Annotated in this window: 16 protein-coding genes; 7 read left to right on the plus strand and 9 right to left on the minus strand. The window is 56.3% G+C overall.

Going from position 1 to position 18,559, the window contains the following annotated elements:
• Nucleotides 1-64 precede the first annotated feature (64 nt).
• From C0039_RS14585 to C0039_RS14610, 6 genes are all read right to left on the minus strand, one after another.
• Nucleotides 65-433 (minus strand): hypothetical protein, encoded by a 369-nt coding sequence (locus tag C0039_RS14585; protein WP_101518460.1) that lies wholly within the window; start codon nucleotides 431-433, stop codon nucleotides 65-67.
• Nucleotides 433-1,398: an NmrA family NAD(P)-binding protein gene (locus tag C0039_RS14590; RefSeq protein WP_101518461.1), complete on the minus strand. Its 966-nt coding sequence runs from the start codon at nucleotides 1,396-1,398 to the stop codon at nucleotides 433-435. Before C0039_RS14590 ends, C0039_RS14585 begins: the two co-directional genes overlap by 1 nt.
• A gap of 108 nt (nucleotides 1,399-1,506) precedes the next feature.
• Nucleotides 1,507-2,748 (minus strand): acyl-CoA dehydrogenase family protein, encoded by a 1,242-nt coding sequence (locus tag C0039_RS14595; RefSeq protein ID WP_101518462.1) that lies wholly within the window; start codon nucleotides 2,746-2,748, stop codon nucleotides 1,507-1,509.
• 33 nt (nucleotides 2,749-2,781) lie between these two features.
• Nucleotides 2,782-4,368: an AMP-binding protein gene (locus C0039_RS14600; RefSeq protein WP_101518463.1), complete on the minus strand. Its 1,587-nt coding sequence runs from the start codon at nucleotides 4,366-4,368 to the stop codon at nucleotides 2,782-2,784.
• A 1-nt stretch (nucleotide 4,369) separates the two neighbouring features.
• Complete coding sequence (locus C0039_RS14605; RefSeq protein WP_101518464.1) at nucleotides 4,370-5,599, minus strand: thiolase family protein; 1,230 nt, start codon at nucleotides 5,597-5,599, stop codon at nucleotides 4,370-4,372.
• A 15-nt stretch (nucleotides 5,600-5,614) separates the two neighbouring features.
• The gene (locus tag C0039_RS14610) at nucleotides 5,615-6,742 is read right to left on the minus strand and encodes a saccharopine dehydrogenase family protein (protein ID WP_075999052.1); all 1,128 of its coding nucleotides are present in this window, start codon (nucleotides 6,740-6,742) and stop codon (nucleotides 5,615-5,617) included.
• A gap of 441 nt (nucleotides 6,743-7,183) precedes the next feature.
• Here C0039_RS14610 and C0039_RS14615 point away from each other — a divergent pair, with 441 nt between their 5' ends.
• From C0039_RS14615 to C0039_RS14630, 4 genes are all read left to right on the plus strand, one after another.
• On the plus strand, nucleotides 7,184-8,248 hold the full coding sequence (locus tag C0039_RS14615; RefSeq protein WP_101518465.1) for an NAD-dependent epimerase/dehydratase family protein: 1,065 nt from the start codon (nucleotides 7,184-7,186) through the stop codon (nucleotides 8,246-8,248).
• 13 nt (nucleotides 8,249-8,261) lie between these two features.
• Nucleotides 8,262-8,990 (plus strand): lysophospholipid acyltransferase family protein, encoded by a 729-nt coding sequence (locus tag C0039_RS14620; RefSeq protein ID WP_101518466.1) that lies wholly within the window; start codon nucleotides 8,262-8,264, stop codon nucleotides 8,988-8,990.
• Between the two features lie 25 nt (nucleotides 8,991-9,015).
• Nucleotides 9,016-10,662 carry an AMP-binding protein gene (locus C0039_RS14625; RefSeq protein ID WP_084179212.1) on the plus strand — a complete coding sequence of 549 codons (1,647 nt, stop codon included), beginning with the start codon at nucleotides 9,016-9,018 and terminating at the stop codon, nucleotides 10,660-10,662.
• Nucleotides 10,663-11,229: 567 nt separating this feature from the next.
• The gene (locus C0039_RS14630) at nucleotides 11,230-12,729 is read left to right on the plus strand and encodes a GMC oxidoreductase (protein WP_101518467.1); all 1,500 of its coding nucleotides are present in this window, start codon (nucleotides 11,230-11,232) and stop codon (nucleotides 12,727-12,729) included.
• Between the two features lie 87 nt (nucleotides 12,730-12,816).
• Here the strand turns inward: C0039_RS14630 and C0039_RS14635 are convergent, their stop codons facing one another.
• The 3 genes from C0039_RS14635 to C0039_RS14645 all read right to left on the minus strand — a co-directional run bounded on the left by C0039_RS14635 (nucleotide 12,817) and on the right by C0039_RS14645 (nucleotide 14,917).
• Nucleotides 12,817-13,137, minus strand: a complete 321-nt coding sequence (locus C0039_RS14635) for a DUF6482 family protein (protein WP_101518468.1) — start codon at nucleotides 13,135-13,137, stop codon at nucleotides 12,817-12,819.
• Between the two features lie 23 nt (nucleotides 13,138-13,160).
• Nucleotides 13,161-13,622, minus strand: a complete 462-nt coding sequence (locus C0039_RS14640) for a DUF3429 domain-containing protein (RefSeq protein ID WP_101518469.1) — start codon at nucleotides 13,620-13,622, stop codon at nucleotides 13,161-13,163.
• A 509-nt stretch (nucleotides 13,623-14,131) separates the two neighbouring features.
• Nucleotides 14,132-14,917, minus strand: a complete 786-nt coding sequence (locus C0039_RS14645) for an SDR family NAD(P)-dependent oxidoreductase (protein WP_101518470.1) — start codon at nucleotides 14,915-14,917, stop codon at nucleotides 14,132-14,134.
• A 143-nt stretch (nucleotides 14,918-15,060) separates the two neighbouring features.
• Here C0039_RS14645 and arsM point away from each other — a divergent pair, with 143 nt between their 5' ends.
• The 3 genes from arsM (at nucleotide 15,061) to C0039_RS14660 (ending at nucleotide 18,549) form a co-directional block, all read left to right on the plus strand.
• On the plus strand, nucleotides 15,061-15,936 hold the full coding sequence (gene arsM / locus C0039_RS14650; protein WP_101518471.1) for an arsenite methyltransferase: 876 nt from the start codon (nucleotides 15,061-15,063) through the stop codon (nucleotides 15,934-15,936).
• A 165-nt stretch (nucleotides 15,937-16,101) separates the two neighbouring features.
• Entirely contained in the window at nucleotides 16,102-17,712 is a 1,611-nt protein-coding gene (locus tag C0039_RS14655; protein WP_075999044.1) for an acetolactate synthase large subunit, read from the plus strand.
• A 105-nt stretch (nucleotides 17,713-17,817) separates the two neighbouring features.
• Nucleotides 17,818-18,549 carry a hypothetical protein gene (locus C0039_RS14660; protein ID WP_207796460.1) on the plus strand — a complete coding sequence of 244 codons (732 nt, stop codon included), beginning with the start codon at nucleotides 17,818-17,820 and terminating at the stop codon, nucleotides 18,547-18,549.
• Nucleotides 18,550-18,559: the final 10 nt, after the last annotated feature.

An 18,559-nucleotide genomic window follows, 5' to 3' on the forward strand; every position in this document is an offset into this window, starting at 1 on the left:
ACCCACCATTTTCCCCTTTTTTTGCGGCAGCGAAGATTAGCTTTTTTGCTATCCCGCCAGACCGCTACACTGAGGCGGGCAGTGTGCGGTAGGCCAGCACAAACAATACCGCATAGATCAGGTCGGCAGACACCGGAATCAGAAGCTGCCAGCTGGCGATGCCAGTGATAACCTGAAAGCCCGCAAACAGTACCAGCATAATCTTGGCCAGCGCACCCAACAGGATGATCTGGCGATTTTTCACTGGGTCGCGTGCAATCCAGAAATAGCCGATACCAAAGGCCAGCACCAGTACGGCAAACAGCTGGGTCATCATCGGATGAGCCGGTACCGGTACTATAGAAAAGAACGCAAATGTCTCGACATGGAAAAAGGCGAACAGGAAAGACATCACCATGTTGAATGCTGCGGCACTGTAGAACAGGGGTTTCATCAGTCCTGTGCTTCACTGTCGGCTTGCAGAGTGCTTTTAAGCGCTGCCACGAAAGGCTCTATGTATTCCGGGAACAGCATTGCCAGCGGCGTCCCCTTGAACTCGGGCAGGTGGAGTCCATTCCAGTTTGCCGACAATGGCATGCCCTCCGGGCATTCCGTACCGGCGACACCGATTCCCAGTAACATCTTCATTGCTTCATTGGTCTCTTGTGCATAAGCGGCCCGCCATTGTTCCGGGCTTGGGGAATGCCTTTCGATCTTGCGCCCCAGCGTTTTTTCCCGCGCATCAAGTAGCTCGTTCCAGGAACAGTAGGCAGTAGCGGCAACGGGGCAAACGGCGTTTCGGGAAGCTGGATGAGCCAGTACATGCGGAATAATACGGCCCAGATCCGCACCAGTGGACCAGGCGGTTCTGGCATCTGCGTCGCCAATTATGGCAACGGGTTCCAGCATAAAAAATTCTGGCCATAAGCCCGCCGGGATGATGGTGTAGTCCAACCCCGCCAGCTCAATGACACGCTTGATAAACACTTTCTGCCTGGCAACCTGCCGGTGAATGGTGTCAGTCGGCAAGTACTGCTCCCACTCATAGATATTGCCGAATTCCGAAGGAATAAAACGCTCTACGCCGGCTTCTTTCGCCGCCCAGATAAGCGGATACTGAGACTCTGTCGCGGTCATCGGTGCGCAGGACACCAGATAATCTATTCCTGCCATTGCGGGAATAAGCGCCTGGACGCTGGTCGCATCGGCGGTGCGAATTTCCACCCCCTGAGCCAACCACTTGTCCAGCTGTGCCTGCTTTTTATCCTGGTCCGTGATCGGCCGGTAAGAGGTTTTCTCAAGCTGGCCACTGCTCCGCTGCAGGATGACGACCTGGTAGCTGCCCATACGCAGCATTTCATCGACACAGGCGGTACCGGCCACCCCCGTCGCACTGAACACCATAACGCTTTTCTTCATGTCCTGGCTTCCTTTTAGTCTGTTCGTCACGTTTTTGGCGTCGCTTTCATGCCGGGGTGAATCGAATGACCCCGTGTACTCATTCCAGGATTACCGAAAGCCTGCGCTTCAGCCCTGCAGCAACTCGGGGTTGATCAGTTGCGCACCGCCTTTCAGGGCGAGCATCTCGTTACAGCCATCGGCAATCAAACCCGAGCGCGCATCACGCAGCAGTTTTTCAACCGGGTATTCCCGGGTGACGCCGTTGCCACCAAAAATTTGTACCGCATCGCTGGCGACCTCAAACGCCGCCTGGGTAGCGTTCACTTTTGCGGCTGTCGATCCCTGCAATGCCATCTGCGGCGCGGTAGCGTTGTATTGTGCGACACGGCGCACCAGGGCCCGCGACGCTTCAATCTTGCGGAACATGTGGAACAGGCGGTAATTCACATTCTGGTGGAGAATGATCTTTTTGCCGCCCGCCTTGCGCTCATGCGCATAGGCCAGTGCATGCTCGTAGGCCGCACGGGCAACGCCCACGGCAATATTGCCCACATGCACGTTGGCCTCGGCCAGTGTTTTATAGACCAGTTCTTCGTAACTGGCGCGATCCGGGCCGGCGATAATGTGCTCCACCGATGCAACCGCATTGTCGAAATACAGTTCGCCCTGACTCAGGCCGCGAAAGCCGATCTTGTCCAGTGGTTTACCTTTGCTGACGCCGGCTTGATCCAGCGGAACCAGAACAGTGATGCCAGGGCGGGTTTCAACGTCTACTTCCACGTGACAATACAAAACGCAGAGCTCAGCTATTATCGCATTGGATACCCAGGCCGATTTCTGGCCGTTGATGACAACCTTGTCACCCTCAATACGCGCGGTACAGTTGGGCTTGCCGTAGTCGCCATCCGCTGCCAGCAATTCGCCACTGGCGTCCAGCATGTCAGTACCGTGATCGGGTTCGGTAATTCCCCAGCAGCCCAGGTATTGTTCGCAGTAGGGAATCAAATCATCGCGACCCGCCAGATGGCAGTACATAGCGGGAAAGTTATTGCAGAGCAATACCCCACCCAGACCGGCATCACCCCAGGCCAACTCCTCTGCGGCGATCAACATCAGCCGCGAGGCGTCTGCCGGGGACAACTCGGCCATCGCCGACAGGGTCAGCCCCAGCTTTTTGCCCTGCTGCAATACCTCCCAGACGGGAGAATCCGGTCCCACCGCATCTTCCGCGGTCAGTTTGTCGATTTGTTCCGCTGCCGGGCGCAGTACATCTGCGGCGAACTTGTGTGCCGTGTCCTGTATGGTTTGCTCCATTTCCGACAGCGGGCCTTCCAGTCCAGAAACAGGTAAGTCGATATATTTATGCATTCAGGCAATCTCCATACTTAAGTGGCTGGACAGCTAGTGTCTGTGGGCAATTCTGTGAACATTCGCGGCGTCTACGGAGAAGTCTTCCAGCAGGAAGCGCTCCTGGGGTTTTTCCGATACGGTTTTCGGAATGTCTTTCACTACCTGCAGAAAGGTGGGCATAAAGCTCGCGGCGAGCTGGCTTTTGCAGGAGTCAAACACCGCATTGGCGTCAAATTCCAAATCCGGGTTGGCTACCACTGCAGCAACCACTTCTTTCTCTCCTGGAGCCATACCGGGTAATGCCACGCCGTAGACAAACACATCATCGACCATAGCGTTCTCAGCCAGTGCCTTTTCTACGAAGGCCGGGTTGATAAAGTCGCCATTGCGGCGGATGCCACCGCCTTTGCGATAGTGAAAGAACAGCCAGCCGTTTTCATCCACATGGCCAATATCCCCCATGCGCAACCAACCGCCATGCGTTTTCTGTTCCGAGGCTTCCGGATTCTTGAAATACCTGACAACAGGTGAAGAACCATCGGCGTTGCGAAAACAGATTTCACCGGGTTCTCCCGCGGCGCATTCGTTACCGTTGTCATCAAAAATCTTTAGCTCCAGGCTCGGAGGGGGCTTGCCACAGCTGCCAGCCGGCCCGATTCCCGCCGGATTGAAGGTCAGGCCGCCTTCAGCCGCGCCGTAAAACTCCGTTAGCTCAAGATCAAAACGCTGTTCAAAATCCTTCCATATCGCTGCCGGCATGCCGGCAGAAAGCACCTTGCGTACGGGATTGTCGGCGTCATTCTCCTTTTGGGGCTCTGCAAAAATGGCATTGGTCATGCCGCCCAGCAGATTGAACCAGGTACAACCGTATTCGCGAGACAGGTCCCACAGGCGAGACTTGGTAAATTTACGACTGAACACGCCGCGCAAGCCCAGCACCAGGCAGGCACCCAGGGTGATCAATTGCGCGTTGGCATGCGTTAGTGACAGTCCGGTGTAGGGGCGATCTCCCTCTGCCAGGCCCATTATGTCGGCAATAACGGGTACCGCTGCCAGGCGAATATGGGTCGTCATAATGGCTTTCGGATCACCGGTGGTACCAGACGTAAACAGCAGTTGCATGGGTGCATTGGGGTCAGTGTTCGCTATCGGAAGCTCGACATCTGGCCGTGGGCCGGCGAGGATGGAAGCCACGCTCTCGTCGCCGTGAAGTGGCAGCACCCAGTGATCATCGCTACCGGCTGCGCCCCATGCACTGTGCACGCTTTCTGCGGCGTAAGTTGCCACCACGGCGCCCTTGCACTCTGAAAATGCCAGCATGTACTGCAGCTTGTCGCCCTTGATGCGTGGGTCGATGGGGACAAAAATGGTCCCCAGTATCGAGCTGGCCACCATCAAGTCCACAAACTCCGGGTGGTTCATCATCACCATGCCAAAGGTGTCGCCTTTACGTAGGCCCTGGGTTTTCAACCAGGCTGCCAGGCGCTGGCCGTTTTCCCATAGCTGGCGATATGAACGCTTTTCATCGACAAAATTGCCGTCTGCGTCGATATCGACAAAGGTCAGGACATCCAGGTCGGGGTTCTTTTTCGTCCAGGCCTTGACCAGGTTGGCTATAATGAAGTCCTCTGGATTCATGTCAGCCCTCTCTCGCGAGGATGGAAACGACGGTAGCCGCCGCATCAGTGCCGATCAGGCCGCCCCCGTTATGCGCCAAACCAACGCGGGCACCGTCCACTTGACGGGGACCGCAATCGCCGCGCAACTGTTCAGTAAGCTCAACTATCTGGGCCGCGCCGGAAGCGCCTATCGGGTGTCCCTTGCGCAACAAACCGCCGGACACATTGACCGGCAGTCGTCCGCCCAACCGGGTAGTGCCCTCGTCGATCATGCGACCACCTTCACCCCTGGCGCAAAGCCCAAGGTATTCATAGGCGAGAATTTCAGAAGGCGCGGAGGCATCGTGAAGCTCAACCAGGCTCAGTTGTTCAGGGCCAACACCGGCTTCTTCATAGGCAATACCCGAGGCATAACCGCACAGGTCGGGGATGTCGTCGCTGCCGGACACCAGCACAGACGATAGCACCCTGATACGCTGCGCAAGCTGCAACTCCCGCGCTTTACGTTCACTGACAACGATCACTGCCGCGGCACCATCACCTACCGGGGAGCACATGGGCAGGGTTAGCGGATAGATGATGTTGCGGGAGGCCAGTACCTCTTCTACCGTCATTTCTGCGCGAAACTGCGCCTTGGGATTGAGGCTTCCGTGGTAAGCGTTCTTGGCGGTAACGCCGGCAAACTGCTCCACGGTGGTGCCGTATTGCTTCATGTGCGCGATGGCTATATGGGAGTAGATATCCATGAATAGGGAGCGTGTTTTACCGGCGTTTTCCTCGTCAACCGGCTCGCTGGATCGTTTCGCCAGTTCCTGCAGTGCGCCCATCGGCCCGTCCGGCGCCTCGGTATCCACGGCTCCGTCAAAAGCGGCAAACGTACGCAGCTTGTCCTGATGAAACAGTTTTTCGAAACCGACCGCCAGCGCCACGTCGTAGAGGCCGGCGGTGACCATGGCACATGCCTGGTTAAATGCGGTAGCGGATGTGGCGCAGGCATTTTCCACGTTGACCACTGGAATCGCGCCTATGCCCAGTTCGCGTAGTGCAACCTGGCCGCTAATCATCTCCTGGCCCTGCACCACACCCCCTGCGGCATTGCCCATCCAGGCCGCCTGAATATCGCGCTTATCAATGCCCGCATCATCAATAGCCGCCTGGATCGCTTCGCCAGCCAGTGACTTCAGCGTACGGTCCATGTGTTTGCCAAAACGGGTCATTCCCACTCCAGCGACATAAGCGTTCATTTTCATCGGCTAGCCTCGTTTTTAGAGTGTGCCTGGCGCAGGCGGCGCGCTGGTGAACCCCAGCTCGTGGAACGTCTGCAGGAGTTCGCGGTGATTGAATGCGGTGGCGACGGACTGGAAACCCGGTTTCAGTAACTTGCCGGCCAGCAGCTGCTTTGCCGCTTCTGCAGAGACCTCACCGGTCCAGGTGTAGGGCGCAGACAGGTTCATTACGTATTGCACGGTAGTCGTCTGGCCCTGTCCACCGACAATGATGCAGCTGCGCTGTGCGGTCACATTATCTTTCGGGGGCTCACCCTGGTGCATGGTGTCTCCGACGGTGTTGGTCCAGGCTTCGCGTTCTTCCTGTGACAGCGAGAGAGCCTCTTCGTGGAACTTGTCTATGGCCATTTTTACGCCATCAATCAGGTGCTCACCCATTGCGGTCAGTACTTTACAGTTCAGCACACGCGGGTCATCTTTGTACCAGATCGGCTCGCAGGCACCACCCCAGGGAAAGGCACGGATGCTTGCGCCGCGATAGGGCACATGGACATCAACCAGCGTGTCCCAATCCCAGGCTGCATACTCGTTGAGGTCCAGGTAGAGCTGGTCATTACAGACCATGCGCAGGAAGGATTTGGTAGAAGCCTCTGACGGCAGACCGCGATCGATCTGGTAGATGATATCCAGGCTGTCGACGCCTTTGTTCTCCAGGACAATTTCGGCCGCCAGGGCACCGGCAGACCACATGTAAGACGTTGCGGGTGCCAGCAGCAAGCCCTTGTCCGCAAATGCCTGGCCGTATTGTTCCGCGATAGCCCGGCTCCAGTCCTGCTCTCCGGTGGTATCGGTGTAATGGCAGCCGCACTCCAGTGCGGTTTCCACCACCGGCCACGCCATTTGCATGAAGGGCCCCGCCACGTTGATCACCACATCCACCTTTGCAAACAGTGGGCGCAATTCGTCAGGGTTATTCGAGGCTACCGCGATCTCGGCGTCTACCGGGCTGCCAAAGCGCTCGGCCACGATGCTTAGCGCTGCCTCAAGTTTTTCCCTGTTGCGGCCTGCAAAATAGTGAGGAATACCTCGGTTGGCCAGGCTCTCGGAGACGATCTTTCCGGTATAGCCATTCGCTCCGTACACCAACACTCTGCGCTCTGTCGTCATGCTTTTCACCCCATCCCATGCGTTCGAAGGATTAACAGTATCGACTGTAGTAGAGGATTTGCTTGCGGAGAATGTGTTCCTCGGACGTTTACTTATGAAAGTCGGTCATTTCATTCGCCCCCCCAGGCCATGGGCAAGGTGCTGGGCAGTTCCGGCTACTGCCGTTCCTCGCCTCTCTGCGCCTCTGCCTCCTACACTGGGGATGGACCGGAATCCACTAAACGCGATTGATAATGCCATCCCCTCCACAATGGGTTAGGACGCGCATTCGGTAGTTCTCCAGGTTTCGGTGAGCGGAAGCAGAGGAGTTATCTGTTACATTACACTGGGACTATCGTCAGATATTGCGATAATAATATCGGAGGTGCTCCAAATTCAGGCGCCCGGTGCTGTCACGCTTCAGGTTCCTCAGAGCGCTGAAATGACCGCAGGAGAGTTATCATGTACGAAATCGACACGTCTAGCCCGGTTCTGGTGACCGGTGCCACCGGCTATGTTGCCGGGTGGATCGTCAAGGTTTTACTGGAAGCCGGCGTAACGGTGCATGCTGCCGTGCGAGACCCCTCCCAAACCGAAAAATGTCGGCATCTCGATGAAATCGCGGCCTCAGCGCCAGGTGAGATCAAGTATTTCAAGGCGGATCTGCTGGACGAGGGGACTTATGCCGAGGCGATGGCGGGCTGCTCGGTGGTTTTCCACACTGCATCCCCCTTTGTGATTGATGTCAACGACCCGCAGAGCGAGTTGGTCGACCCGGCGAAACTCGGTACCCGCAACGTACTCGCCCAGGCAGGCGAGACGCCGTCGGTCAGGCGTGTGGTAGTCACCAGTAGCTGCGCTGCGATTTACGGGGACAACGCGGATATAGAAAGCACAGCAAGCGGCGTTTTCACCGAAGACGACTGGAACACGACATCATCGCTCACTCACAACCCTTATTCCTATTCCAAGACAGAAGCCGAAAAAGAAGCGTGGAAGATCGCCGGCAGCCAAAGCCAATGGGAACTGGTGACGATCAACCCGTCGCTGGTTATGGGGCCGGGCCTGAACCCCAACGCGACCTCGGAAAGCTTCAACATGATTATGCAAATGGGAGATGGCTCCCAAAAAAGAGGTACACCTGACGCGGGTGTTGGCGTTGTGGATGTGCGAGACCTGGCTGAAGCGCATGTGGGGGCAGCATATACCCCTGGAGCAACAGGTCGCTATATCATATCCGCTCACGACACGACTTTACTTGAAATGGCAGCAACGCTGTTGCCGAAGTACGGTAATGACTATCCGATCCCCCGGCGTTTATTGCCGAAATGGCTGATCTGGCTGGTGGCACCAATGGTGGCTCCGGGCATAACCCGCAAAATCGTGTCGCGGAACTTCGGCTACCCTTGGAGGGGCGACAGTTCCAGAAGTGTCCTTGAATTGGGTGTGACCTATCGCCCGCTTGCGGAAACGATGAACGACTTCTTTCAGCAGATGGTCGACAGCGGTCGATTCGGGAGTAGTTAGGTCCGAAACCCGGTTGCGCGCCCTTATCCATAATGCCGCTCTATTCGTGGGTAACCACAGTGGTTTTGGTCTGGACGGTTTCGTGATCTGCCCCATCCTTTACCATGAAGCCGGCCGATTCGTCCGCGCCATGGGTGATAATGCCCTGCTGCAGAATCCCAAAGTGGGTGACCTGCTGATAAAAAGCGGGATGATTCCTGCTCACCCCGAAGTGTGCGGTGCCATGATGGAAGACGGCGTAGACCTGCTGGTGTTTCCCGGTGGCGCGCATGAGGCGATTAAGTCTGAGGCGGACAAATATTCCCTGCTGTGGAAGGAACGGTACGGCTTTGTGCGCATGGCGGCCAGGCATGGTTACCCCATTACACCCTTCGCACTGGTCGGTGCTGATGAGTTCTACGACCAGGTGATAGAGAGCCGAGAATTCGCCGACAGTTTGCCAGGCAAACTGCTGAGAAAGGCCGGCGTGCTCACGGACGATTGGCGCGACGACATGATGCCCTTTATACCCAAAGGTGCACTGTCTACACTGCTGCCCAAACCGCAGCATTGCTATCTCGCCTTTGGCGAACCGGTTTCGGTACCTCACTACCCGGATGGCAAAACCGTTCCTAAATCTGTCCTGAACCGTGTACGTGATGAAACCGCTGCCAGTATCGATACCATGTTGCGAGATATGCTGGTATTGCGAGCGCAGGAAAAACGCAATGACAGCTTTATCCGGCGTCTCTTGAGTCGATAGCAATCAATTTTCAGAGGAAATAATAATGAGTACGGTAGCTGAATTGATACGCGCGCAGGTCAATAATCACAATTCTGGCCTGTTGTTTGAGGATCAGAGCTGGACGTATGCCCAGTTCGTGCAGGCCTGCGCCCAGCGTGCAGCCTTTTTGCTGGATCAACCTCGCAATGGGCCATTCCATGTCGGCTTGCTGCTCGATAATGAGCCGGAGTACCTGATGTGGCTGGGTGCCTGTGCGGTGGCGGGGGCGACACTGGTGGGTGTCAATCCTACTCGTCGTGGGGACGACCTGGCGCGGGACATCCGTCACACTGAATGCCAGTTTCTCATCAGTAACGACAACTACTGGGATGAATTGCAGCCTCTGGATCTGGGTGGGGCGCGTTGTCTTAACACCGATTCGCAGGCGTACCGTGAAGGGCTGTTAACGTTCGAAAACGCCAGCTTGCCCGATGTGGAAGTGTCTCCTAAAGACATGTTTTGCCTGATATTTACATCGGGTACCACGGGTGCGCCCAAAGCCTGTATCTGCTCTCACGGTCGAGTAACCGCGAACGTGCAACGTGTAATCGATGACCATGTGCTCACCTCCGGGGACGTCACTTATATATCCATGCCGCTGTTCCACTCAAATGCGCTGATGACCGGCGTGTTGCCTTCACTGGGGGCGGGTGTACCCATCGCCTTGCGGCGCAAATTTTCTGCATCGGGGTTTCTGCCTGATGTACGCCGCTTCGGCGCAACGTATTTCTGCTATGTCGGGAAACCGCTTGCCTATGTACTGGCAACGCCGGAGCAACCCGATGATGCTGACAATACGCTGCGGCGCGGCTTGGGCAATGAGGCCGCTCACGCCGACCTGAAGGAGTTCGAGCGTCGCTTCGCCTGCGCATTGCGGGATGCCTACGGTTCCACCGAAGGAGGGGTGGCTACTGTGCGTGATCGAGACACGCCGGCGGGCTCCCTGGGGCTGGCGATGACCTCCGGCATGAAGGTCATGAATCCCGAAACCATGACGGAGTGCGAGCGGGCCCAAGTGGATGAAAAAGGGCGTCTGCTCAACGCTGATAAAGCGATTGGTGAACTGGTCAATACCGACGGAGTGCCCGCCTTCGAAGGGTACTGGAAAAATGAAGAGGCCAACGCCAAGCGTACTCGAGGCGGTGTCATCTGGATGGGCGATCGTGGTTATCGGGATGCGGACGGTTACTTTTATTTTGTCGGTCGGGACGGTGACGGCATGCGTGTGGACGGGGAAAACATTGGTACCTCGCAGGTCGAACAGGTGCTGAGCCGGCATCCCGATGTGGTCATTGCGGCTGTTTATGCGGTGCCGGACCCGGTATTGGGAGACCGGGTCATGGCGGCGTTACAGTTGCGCGAGGGTGTTGAATTCGACGCGGGCGCTTTTGCGGGATTCCTGCGCGACCAGGATGATTTCGGCAGCAAATGGATGCCAAGCTTTTTCAGGATCGCCGATGCGCTGCCACTGACGCAAACATCGAAAGTGATCAAGCAACCCCTGCGACAGGAGAAATGGCGCTGCGCTGATCCCATCTGGTGGCAGTCGAACAAGTCGGCTCCCTGGGGCTTGATGACGGCAGAGAGTATCGAGCAATGGGAGCGGGAGTTTGCCGAGCGGGGTAGGGCCGACGTATTGGAGTTTACATGAGTGGCGCTTACCAAATTCGAGCCTGAGGCACACCCGTTCCATTTTTCCCGGTTACGGCAGCGTTCATGGAACGCTGTGCCGGGGGTCTTCTTTATACTTCAAGAGTTGTCCACAGGCAGATTACGGCCCGGGCATGCCTGTTGAGTGAGCTGAGATCGGTGACCCACATGGTATGAGCCGACCTGCTGTGAGCTTAACGTCAATGTCAGCAGTTGCTGGTTTTTACTTGTTCGACCCGAAATTTGATGGGAGTATTTAAAAACGGCGGCCTGGATGCGCGGCTCCCCCTGCTTGCACGGGCGGGGCTGGTTAGTGATGGAGTTCGCCATTGGTCACCCCGGAGGGTCCATGTCTCACCGGGGTAGGTCCGCTATAAGGCCACTAATTCGAGGTATTGGTTTTGCAAAACTCCCGCCGGCAGTTTATTCGGTTTCTTTCGTTAATTCCCTTATTTTCATGCGGGTCGTTGTTGTCGCGCAAAGTACTCGCGGAGCCCGATATGAGCAATGACTGTGTCATCGTCAATGGGTGGATTTTGAAGAAATCTGACCTTGAGGACGTTCTGCAGTGATCGCCGACCTCAATGATGCGCTGCAGGATCCGTTTGCAGGTTCCAACTATGATGTTTGCATCTGCGGTGCAGGGGTTGCAGGTATCACCCTGGCGCTGAAACTGTCCAAGCGATTAAATGTATTGCTTTTGGAGGGTGGCGGGTTTGATTATTCATCGGAATCACAGTCAGTGTACCAGGGAGAAAACGTAGGCGATGACTATGTTGACCCGAGCATAGGCAGGTTGCGTTTTCTGGGTGGCGCTTCCAATCATTGGGGTGGCGATTGTAGGCCGCTCGATAGTTATGATTTTCAGCCAAAAGCTTACTTGCCAGATAGTGGCTGGCCTATTCAGGCATCAGATCTCAAGCCTTACCTTAAGCCGGCTGAAACGATGCTGGAGCTCTCGCATGATGATCCCTGGGTTGAGCCCAGCGGGCCACTTCAGGAAAGGCTTGATGCCTCACCGAGCTTCCAAAGCATCAATTTCAAGGTAAGTCCTCCTACCCGTTTCGGGACCAGATATCGTAGCGAGCTGGAGCAGCGGTCGAATATTTCGTGCTATCTGAATGCGAGCGTCCTTGACTTACAGTTGTCAGAGGACCCTTCCTCGCTTGATCATTTCAGGGTGCGCAATTACGCAGGAAAGGAATTTCAAGCCAAGGCGCGCATATTCGTACTGGCGACGGGTGGCATCGAGAATCCACGCCTGCTGTTGAACTCTGACCGGCAGGTGCCCGGTGGTGTGGGTAACCAGAACCAACTTGTGGGCCGGTATTTCATGGATCACCTGTTTTGTGATCCTGCAGAGTTTATTTTCGAAGATGCTTTTAGCGAGTATGTCGACAGTAATCCTTTTGGCGATTCCTTCAAGGGGCGGCTGCGACAGCATATCTGCGAAAATCAGTGGATTCGTGACGTGATAGATGACTTACGGGAGCGAGATATAGATTGCTTGAGTAGCGTTCGAAATTTCTTTTCTCCCTCGCTTGAGTTACTGGAGGCAGAGCGGGTGCTGAATTTTAACGTGCGTATGCGCGTGCGCACACCGGGTCATGGCGAGTTGACGGACGGCAGAATAATTATGTCTTCTGAGCAGGCCCCCAACCCTCTCAGCCGAATTATGCTTGGTGATGACCTTGATCAATTTGGCATGCGCAGGGTTAAGCTGGATTGGAAGGTTTCAGCGCTAGACATCGAAACCATCAGGCGAGGGATCATCCGGTTCGGGGAAGCATTCGCCAGGCTTGAATTAGGTCGAATCAAGATGACAGACTGGCTGCTTACGGACGAAATAGCTGCCCGGGTCAGGCCTGTTCACCACCACATGGGCACAACGAGAATGGGGGAGTCTCCTCGCGAAGGCGTTGTGGACTCGACCCAGAAAGTCTTCGGGACAAAAAATCTATATGTGGCGGGATCCAGTGTCTTTACAACAGGTGGCCACGCCAACCCAACGTTAACTATTGTTCAAATGACGCTGCGTCTGGCAGATCACATCAACTCAGTAGTTTAGGGCCCTGACCTTGCCTGCGCCCGTTCAGGCAGGACGCGGGACCAGGGTCAATTCAGTAAGTTTTCCTTTTATCTATCTGATTATGAGTCAGTGTATAACCGGTGATGGGTATTGCTTCAGTGACAGAGGCACCTGCAGGGCGTTGCCCTGTTCTCTCACAGGTTGGCCTACCATCTCATCATAAGCCGACTGCTGGCGCAGGGTGAGTGACGCCACCGGGAGCAATTGCAGTGCCTCTCGCGCCTGCTGCAAGCTGTGACAGCGAAACGTCTTGCCGGAGTTCTCAATTAACAGGTGACGCTTGCCGGCGATATCAACCGTCACCTGATAAAGCGCCTGCTCCAGCGAATGTATCACCACGTCAGCAGGCTCTTTCAGTTTTGCAAATTCAGTGAACGTCAGTTTCATCGGTGTCTCTTCGGGTATTGGTTTCAGTCAATGGCCGCGCCGGTGAGGACTGCCCCTGCTAACAGCGCCAGGCTGGCTGTTGCGCTGAGCATCAACCTCAAGTGGGCATAGTAAGGGGGTTGTAAGTGGAACAATGGGTGTCGCTTTTCAATTATGACAAGTGCAATGAATAGCATCGCGGCCAAAACCAGGTAGCCGCTCGCTGGCAGAATCAGGTAGCCGAAGAAGTTTACCAGGAACAACGCGTTGCTGAGCCAGAGTGCTGAGGTGTGTCGGCGTATCAATGCCAGGCCCCACCAGGCTCCGAGCAAGAAGCACAGAATGCCCAGGCTGTAAGAACGCAGCAATTCTAACCACAGTGTTGCTCGCGTCAGGTCAAAAGCGATCAAAAATGGCAGCGTGATGAAAGGCAACAGACCAGTTCGGGCCAGCCACGTGGCAATGGTGGGAAGCTCAAGGTGACCCATTGTACGGTTGGTTGTCATAGTTGCCGTTGGGGTTCGTAAGGCGCTCAGGCCTCGCTGTCCAACTGCCAGACGCAGCGCGAGGCGGCACTCAAAGGACGCGCCGTGCTGTGCGGGCGATGACCCGCATTCTGCAGTTTCTCGGGCTGTTGTCTGAATCTGTTCCAGAGTCTGGAAAGCGTGTGTTTCATGTTACTGCTCCGCGTGTACTTACAAGATGTTACGGCTGAGCCCTTGCCACGGTTCACGTGTACCGGCCCGACTTCCCGTCCGGGCAATTCACGTAGGCAATGTGCATTGGCCAGGCCTGCGACCTTTTACTCTCCTGCCGGGAGAGTCCGCGCACTGAACTGGCTGGCTTTGGCTTGCGTAAGCGTTTCTGAAAATCAAGAAGATTTACCCCCTGAGGCCAGCCAGAAGCGCTCTTTTTCTGGAATGGCCCTGGAGGGTATTGTCGATCATCTTTTCCTTGGCCTGCGAGGCTGTTGCGTACTTAAAGTGATTGTTAGGCACAGTTTGAATCCCGTTGGTCACCAGGGGATAGAGTGTCCCTGCCAATCATAGAAGGCACCGGTCTCCCCAGGCCGCAGACCCTCTATTACCGCAAGCAGCGCAGATGCACTTTCTTTGGCACTTAGAACTCGCTTGCCGTAGGTTGTCGATATGAAGGGCGAAGACAGGGGTGACTCAACGGTTCCCGGGTGTAGGGCCACTACACTGACATTACGGTGGCTCAGGCTCCACTCCCTGGACAGGGTCTGCAGTAGCATATTATGGGCCGCCTTGGATGCACGATAGCTGTACCAGCCTCCAAGTCTGTTATCAGCGATGCTGCCAACGCGTGCGGACAGGGACGCCAATACAGCCGGATCGGCGTGTCGCATCAGCGGTGAAAAGGACTGTGCCAGCAGGGGCAGCAAGACGGCGTTGGTCATAAATGACTGCTGCAAACTCTTCGCGCTGACATCGCGCAACCGTTTTTCCGGCTGCTGCTCCGTGCTGTGCAGCATGCCCACGGTGTTGATGAGTAAATGCACATGATCCAGTTGCTGGTGCACCTTTGCGGCAGCGCTGGAGATGGAGTTCGGGTCCAGCGCGTCGAAACGAAGGTAGTCAACGCTGGCGTCTATATCGGCAGGCCTGCGACGCCGTCCCAGTACCATTACCCGGTTGAGGCGGGGGTTCGCCAGCAGGCATTCGAGGAGTGCCCCACCAATGGCTCCATTGCCCACTATCACAGCGTTGAAAGCAGGCAGGTGCAGGCAGCCCGTCTTATCCTGCGCCGATCGCGATTGTTCGGGTGGTGTGGCGAGCATGGGTGATGTGTCTCTGTACAGGGGTGTATTTGTTACGACTGACGTTGCGCGATGGATGACGTACCCACATCTCCTTGCGGCGGGGGATTTGTGCTGCGACTTTTCATGACGTAATCTCACAACACATTGCCTGGGAGTCTGAAATGTCTGATTCAATAAAGAATGCCGTGCGCGATGGCTATGGCGGCGTTGCCCGTCAGGGTCTTGGGTCGCATCAGGAAGGTATGCGCAGCATCGCGAGTGCTTTCGGTTACTCTGCCGAGGAACTGGCCAGTATTCCGGATGAGGCCAATATGGGCTTGTCTTGTGGCAACCCTATTGCGCTGGCCACGCTGCGTCCCGGTGAAACCGTCGTAGACCTGGGCTCAGGCGGTGGTCTGGATGTGTTTCTGGCATCGAAGGAAGTGGGCCCTGCAGGCCTTGCCATAGGCATCGATATGACCGCCGATATGGTCGAACTGGCGCGGGCTAATGCACAGAAGGGTGACTATGCCAATGTGATATTTCACCTGGCAGAAATAGAATCCATGCCCATTGATAGTGGGTCAGTAGACTGCGTGATCTCCAACTGTGTGCTCAACCTCTGTGCCGACAAGGATGCCGCACTCGCTGAGGTTTTCCGCGTGCTCAAACCCGGCGGGCGCCTGGCGATTTCGGATATTGCCTTGAAAAGGGCTTTGCCCGAGGAGTTCCGCAATGAGGTGGCAGCCTGGAATGGTTGTATAGGCGGCGCACTGACGATAGACGAAAATTTTGCTGCACTGGAACGCGCGGGTTTCACCAAAGTCGTCATTCAGGACAGTAATGCGGATCTCAATATCTACAAAGAGGGCGGCAGTGCGGCTTGCTGTGGCCCCGCCCCATCCAGCGTAAAGCTACAGACTTCATGCTGTGACGCCGCCAGCGTGGAGCCTGACGAGGCGCCTGCCAATTTTCACGAGACCATGAGTCAGCTGCTGGATAGCATTGACGCCAATGATTACGCGGCCAGTGTGAAAATCTTTGCTATCAAGCAGTAGGGGCGGCACCGCTGTTCGCAGCACCTCCGCATCCGAATGTCAGGCAAGCTCCACCACCAATATGCGCGCTGGGGTGAGATTCTTTGTCAACTGACAACTAGCCGACAATCACTGGCGCGGTGAGCGGCTATACTTGCGTCAGAATCATTTTTCAGAGGATCTCCCATGAATGGAGCACAGGCACTTTTTAACGCATTGACCAGTGCAGGTCTGGATACCTGCTTTGCCAATCCAGGCACATCCGAGATGCAACTGGTTTACGAAATGGGTAAATCTGACGCGGTACGGCCGATTCTGTGTCTGCAGGAAAACGTGGTGACCGGCGCAGCGGACGGCTATGCGCGCATGGCGGAAAAACCGGCGTTTACCCTGTTGCACGTTGGCTCCGGTTTCGCCAACGGCATCGCCAATTTGCATAATGCCGGGCGCGCCAACACCCCCATCGTCAACATCGTTGGTGCCAACGCCACCTATCATCAGCCTAATTTCCCCGAACATGAGTTTATTGGTGGCAAGATCACCGAAGTGGCCAGGGCTGTGTCTCACTGGACCCGGGAGGCAAAGTCTTCCTCGGAGATGGGACTGCTGGGAGCGGAGGCGGTACGCGAGGCGATGACCGGCTGTGGAAAAATCAGTACCTTGATCGCGCCCACGGATTGTCACTGGGATCCTGCTCCTGACGCCCCGGTTGATGTCACCCCTATCGCTACGCCTTGTGTTGCACCTGACACAGTCGAGGCGACGGTCAAACTGTTGTCGAATGGTCGCAAAACGGGGCTTCTGCTGGGCAATCACGCTCTGCGCAACGACGGCCTGGAGATAGCTGGCCGTATTGCAGCCAGGACAGGCGTACAACTGTTGGGTGAAACGTTCCCCGCGCGACTGGCTCGCGGTGAGGGGTGTGTGCCGGTGCAACTGGTACCGTATTTTCTGGAGATGGCCCAGGGGTTCTTTGCCGAATATGAGCAAATTATCCTGGTTGGCGCCATGCCTCCGGTGTCGACTTTCGCCTACCAGCACTCTGCGACATCGAAGGTACCCCCGAGCTGTGACATCAGTGTGTTTGCCTCCCCTGACCACGACGTCCTGGCCGGTCTGCGCGACCTGGAGGCGGCATTGGGTGCGAGCGGAGAGGAGGTTAGTCGCAGCCCTCGCATTGAACCAGAGTTGCCTGCTGGCACGCTGACAGCGGCAAGCATCGGCCAGAGCGTTAGTCTGCTGATGCCGGAGGGTTCAGCACTGGTCGATGAGGGTGCCACTGCCGGGCTGGATCTGTACATGCACACCGCAGGTGCGCGCCAGCATGAATATCTCTATGCCATCCCCGGAGCGGCTATCGGCAACGGCCTGCCGGTGGCGCTTGGCGCAGCCATCGCTGCCCCCGAGCGTAAAGTTGTTGCACTGCAGGCGGATGGTAGTGGGATGTACACCAACCAGGCCTTGTGGAGCATTGCCAGGGAGGAATGCGATGTCACCATCGTCATTCTCAAGAATGATGCCTATGCAGTGCTGAATATTGAGTTAGCGCGTGTCCGCGAGGACGAGCCTACTGCGAAAATGCTGTCGATGCTGGAGTTGGATCGCCCCAGTATTGACTGGGTGAAGATATCTGAGGGAATGGGGGTTCCCGCCGTGGCAGTGGAGACTGCAGAAGACTTCCATCGCGAGTTTGAGCAGGCAATGGCCGTGAAAGGACCAAGGCTGATCGAAGCGACCATTGCCCAGAACCTCCAGCCGGTGGTAGACCTGATTCTGGCACAGCAGCGGGGCGCCTAGGCTCCCGCTGGCACCCCTCTCGCTCAATCTATATACTCGGTGCTCTAAGTAGTTGAAATTATAAGATTCTCGCCCCTATGAGGGCGGGAACGAGTGCCTAGCTGCGTGACATCAAGCATACAGAGCGAAGCTGAACCTGTCCCGGCCCCCGAACGCATACTTTGCGTACTGGGCATGCACCGGTCCGGGACCAGTTGCCTGACCGGTTCATTGGAAGAAGCAGGTCTTTTCCTGGGGGACCGGCATACCTGGAATCCGCATAACCTCAAGGGTAATCGCGAGAACCAGCAGATTGTCGATATCAACGACCGTGTACTTGGTGCTGTCGATAGCGCCTGGGACAACCCGCCATCCGGGCGCGTGGCGTGGCCGCAGGACGAACTGGCGGCGGCGCGAGTGCTGTTCGCAGCCTATGCACAGCACTCACCTTTTGGTTTCAAGGACCCGAGAACCTTACTGGTGTTGTCCGGCTGGCAGTGCCTGTTCCCGCATATGCAGTACGTCGGTATTTTTCGCCATCCACTGGCTGTAGCCGGATCGTTGCACAAGCGCAGCGGTATGCCATTGGCGCAGGGCCTGAATCTCTGGTTTGCCTATAACCGTAGGCTGTTGCAGGAGTACAGAAGGGCCCCGCTGCCAATATTGTGCTTCGATGACGAGCAGTCTTTGTTTCAGGAAAAGCTGCAGGGCGTGCTCGCCTCGCTTGGTTTTGACAGCAGTGAGTGGCGGGGCGAATTCTACGACGAGGGCCTGCGTTCCGCGCAGCTGAATGCGGCAGATCAGCTGCCCTGGCACATTCGCCGCCTGTATCGCAAATTGCAGCGACTGGCTGTGTGAGGTAGGGATA

It is taken from the genome of Pseudohalioglobus lutimaris (assembly GCF_002866825.1).
GTDB classification, from domain to species: Bacteria; Pseudomonadota; Gammaproteobacteria; order Pseudomonadales; family Halieaceae; genus Halioglobus; species Halioglobus lutimaris.

Bases quoted from the DNA above. Each gene is read 5' to 3' on its own strand.
- C0039_RS14585 (WP_101518460.1), bottom strand. From the start codon at position 433: ATGAAACCCCTGTTCTACAGTGCCGCAGCATTCAACATGGTGATGTCT.
- C0039_RS14590 (WP_101518461.1), bottom strand. From the start codon at position 1,398: ATGAAGAAAAGCGTTATGGTGTTCAGTGCGACGGGGGTGGCCGGTACC.
- C0039_RS14595 (WP_101518462.1), bottom strand. From the start codon at position 2,748: ATGCATAAATATATCGACTTACCTGTTTCTGGACTGGAAGGCCCGCTG.
- C0039_RS14600 (WP_101518463.1), bottom strand. From the start codon at position 4,368: ATGAATCCAGAGGACTTCATTATAGCCAACCTGGTCAAGGCCTGGACG.
- C0039_RS14605 (WP_101518464.1), bottom strand. From the start codon at position 5,599: ATGAAAATGAACGCTTATGTCGCTGGAGTGGGAATGACCCGTTTTGGC.
- C0039_RS14610 (WP_075999052.1), bottom strand. From the start codon at position 6,742: ATGACGACAGAGCGCAGAGTGTTGGTGTACGGAGCGAATGGCTATACC.
- C0039_RS14615 (WP_101518465.1), top strand. From the start codon at position 7,184: ATGTACGAAATCGACACGTCTAGCCCGGTTCTGGTGACCGGTGCCACC.
- C0039_RS14625 (WP_084179212.1), top strand. From the start codon at position 9,016: ATGAGTACGGTAGCTGAATTGATACGCGCGCAGGTCAATAATCACAAT.
- C0039_RS14635 (WP_101518468.1), bottom strand. From the start codon at position 13,137: ATGAAACTGACGTTCACTGAATTTGCAAAACTGAAAGAGCCTGCTGAC.
- C0039_RS14640 (WP_101518469.1), bottom strand. From the start codon at position 13,622: ATGACAACCAACCGTACAATGGGTCACCTTGAGCTTCCCACCATTGCC.
- C0039_RS14645 (WP_101518470.1), bottom strand. From the start codon at position 14,917: ATGCTCGCCACACCACCCGAACAATCGCGATCGGCGCAGGATAAGACG.
- arsM (WP_101518471.1), top strand. From the start codon at position 15,061: ATGTCTGATTCAATAAAGAATGCCGTGCGCGATGGCTATGGCGGCGTT.
- C0039_RS14655 (WP_075999044.1), top strand. From the start codon at position 16,102: ATGAATGGAGCACAGGCACTTTTTAACGCATTGACCAGTGCAGGTCTG.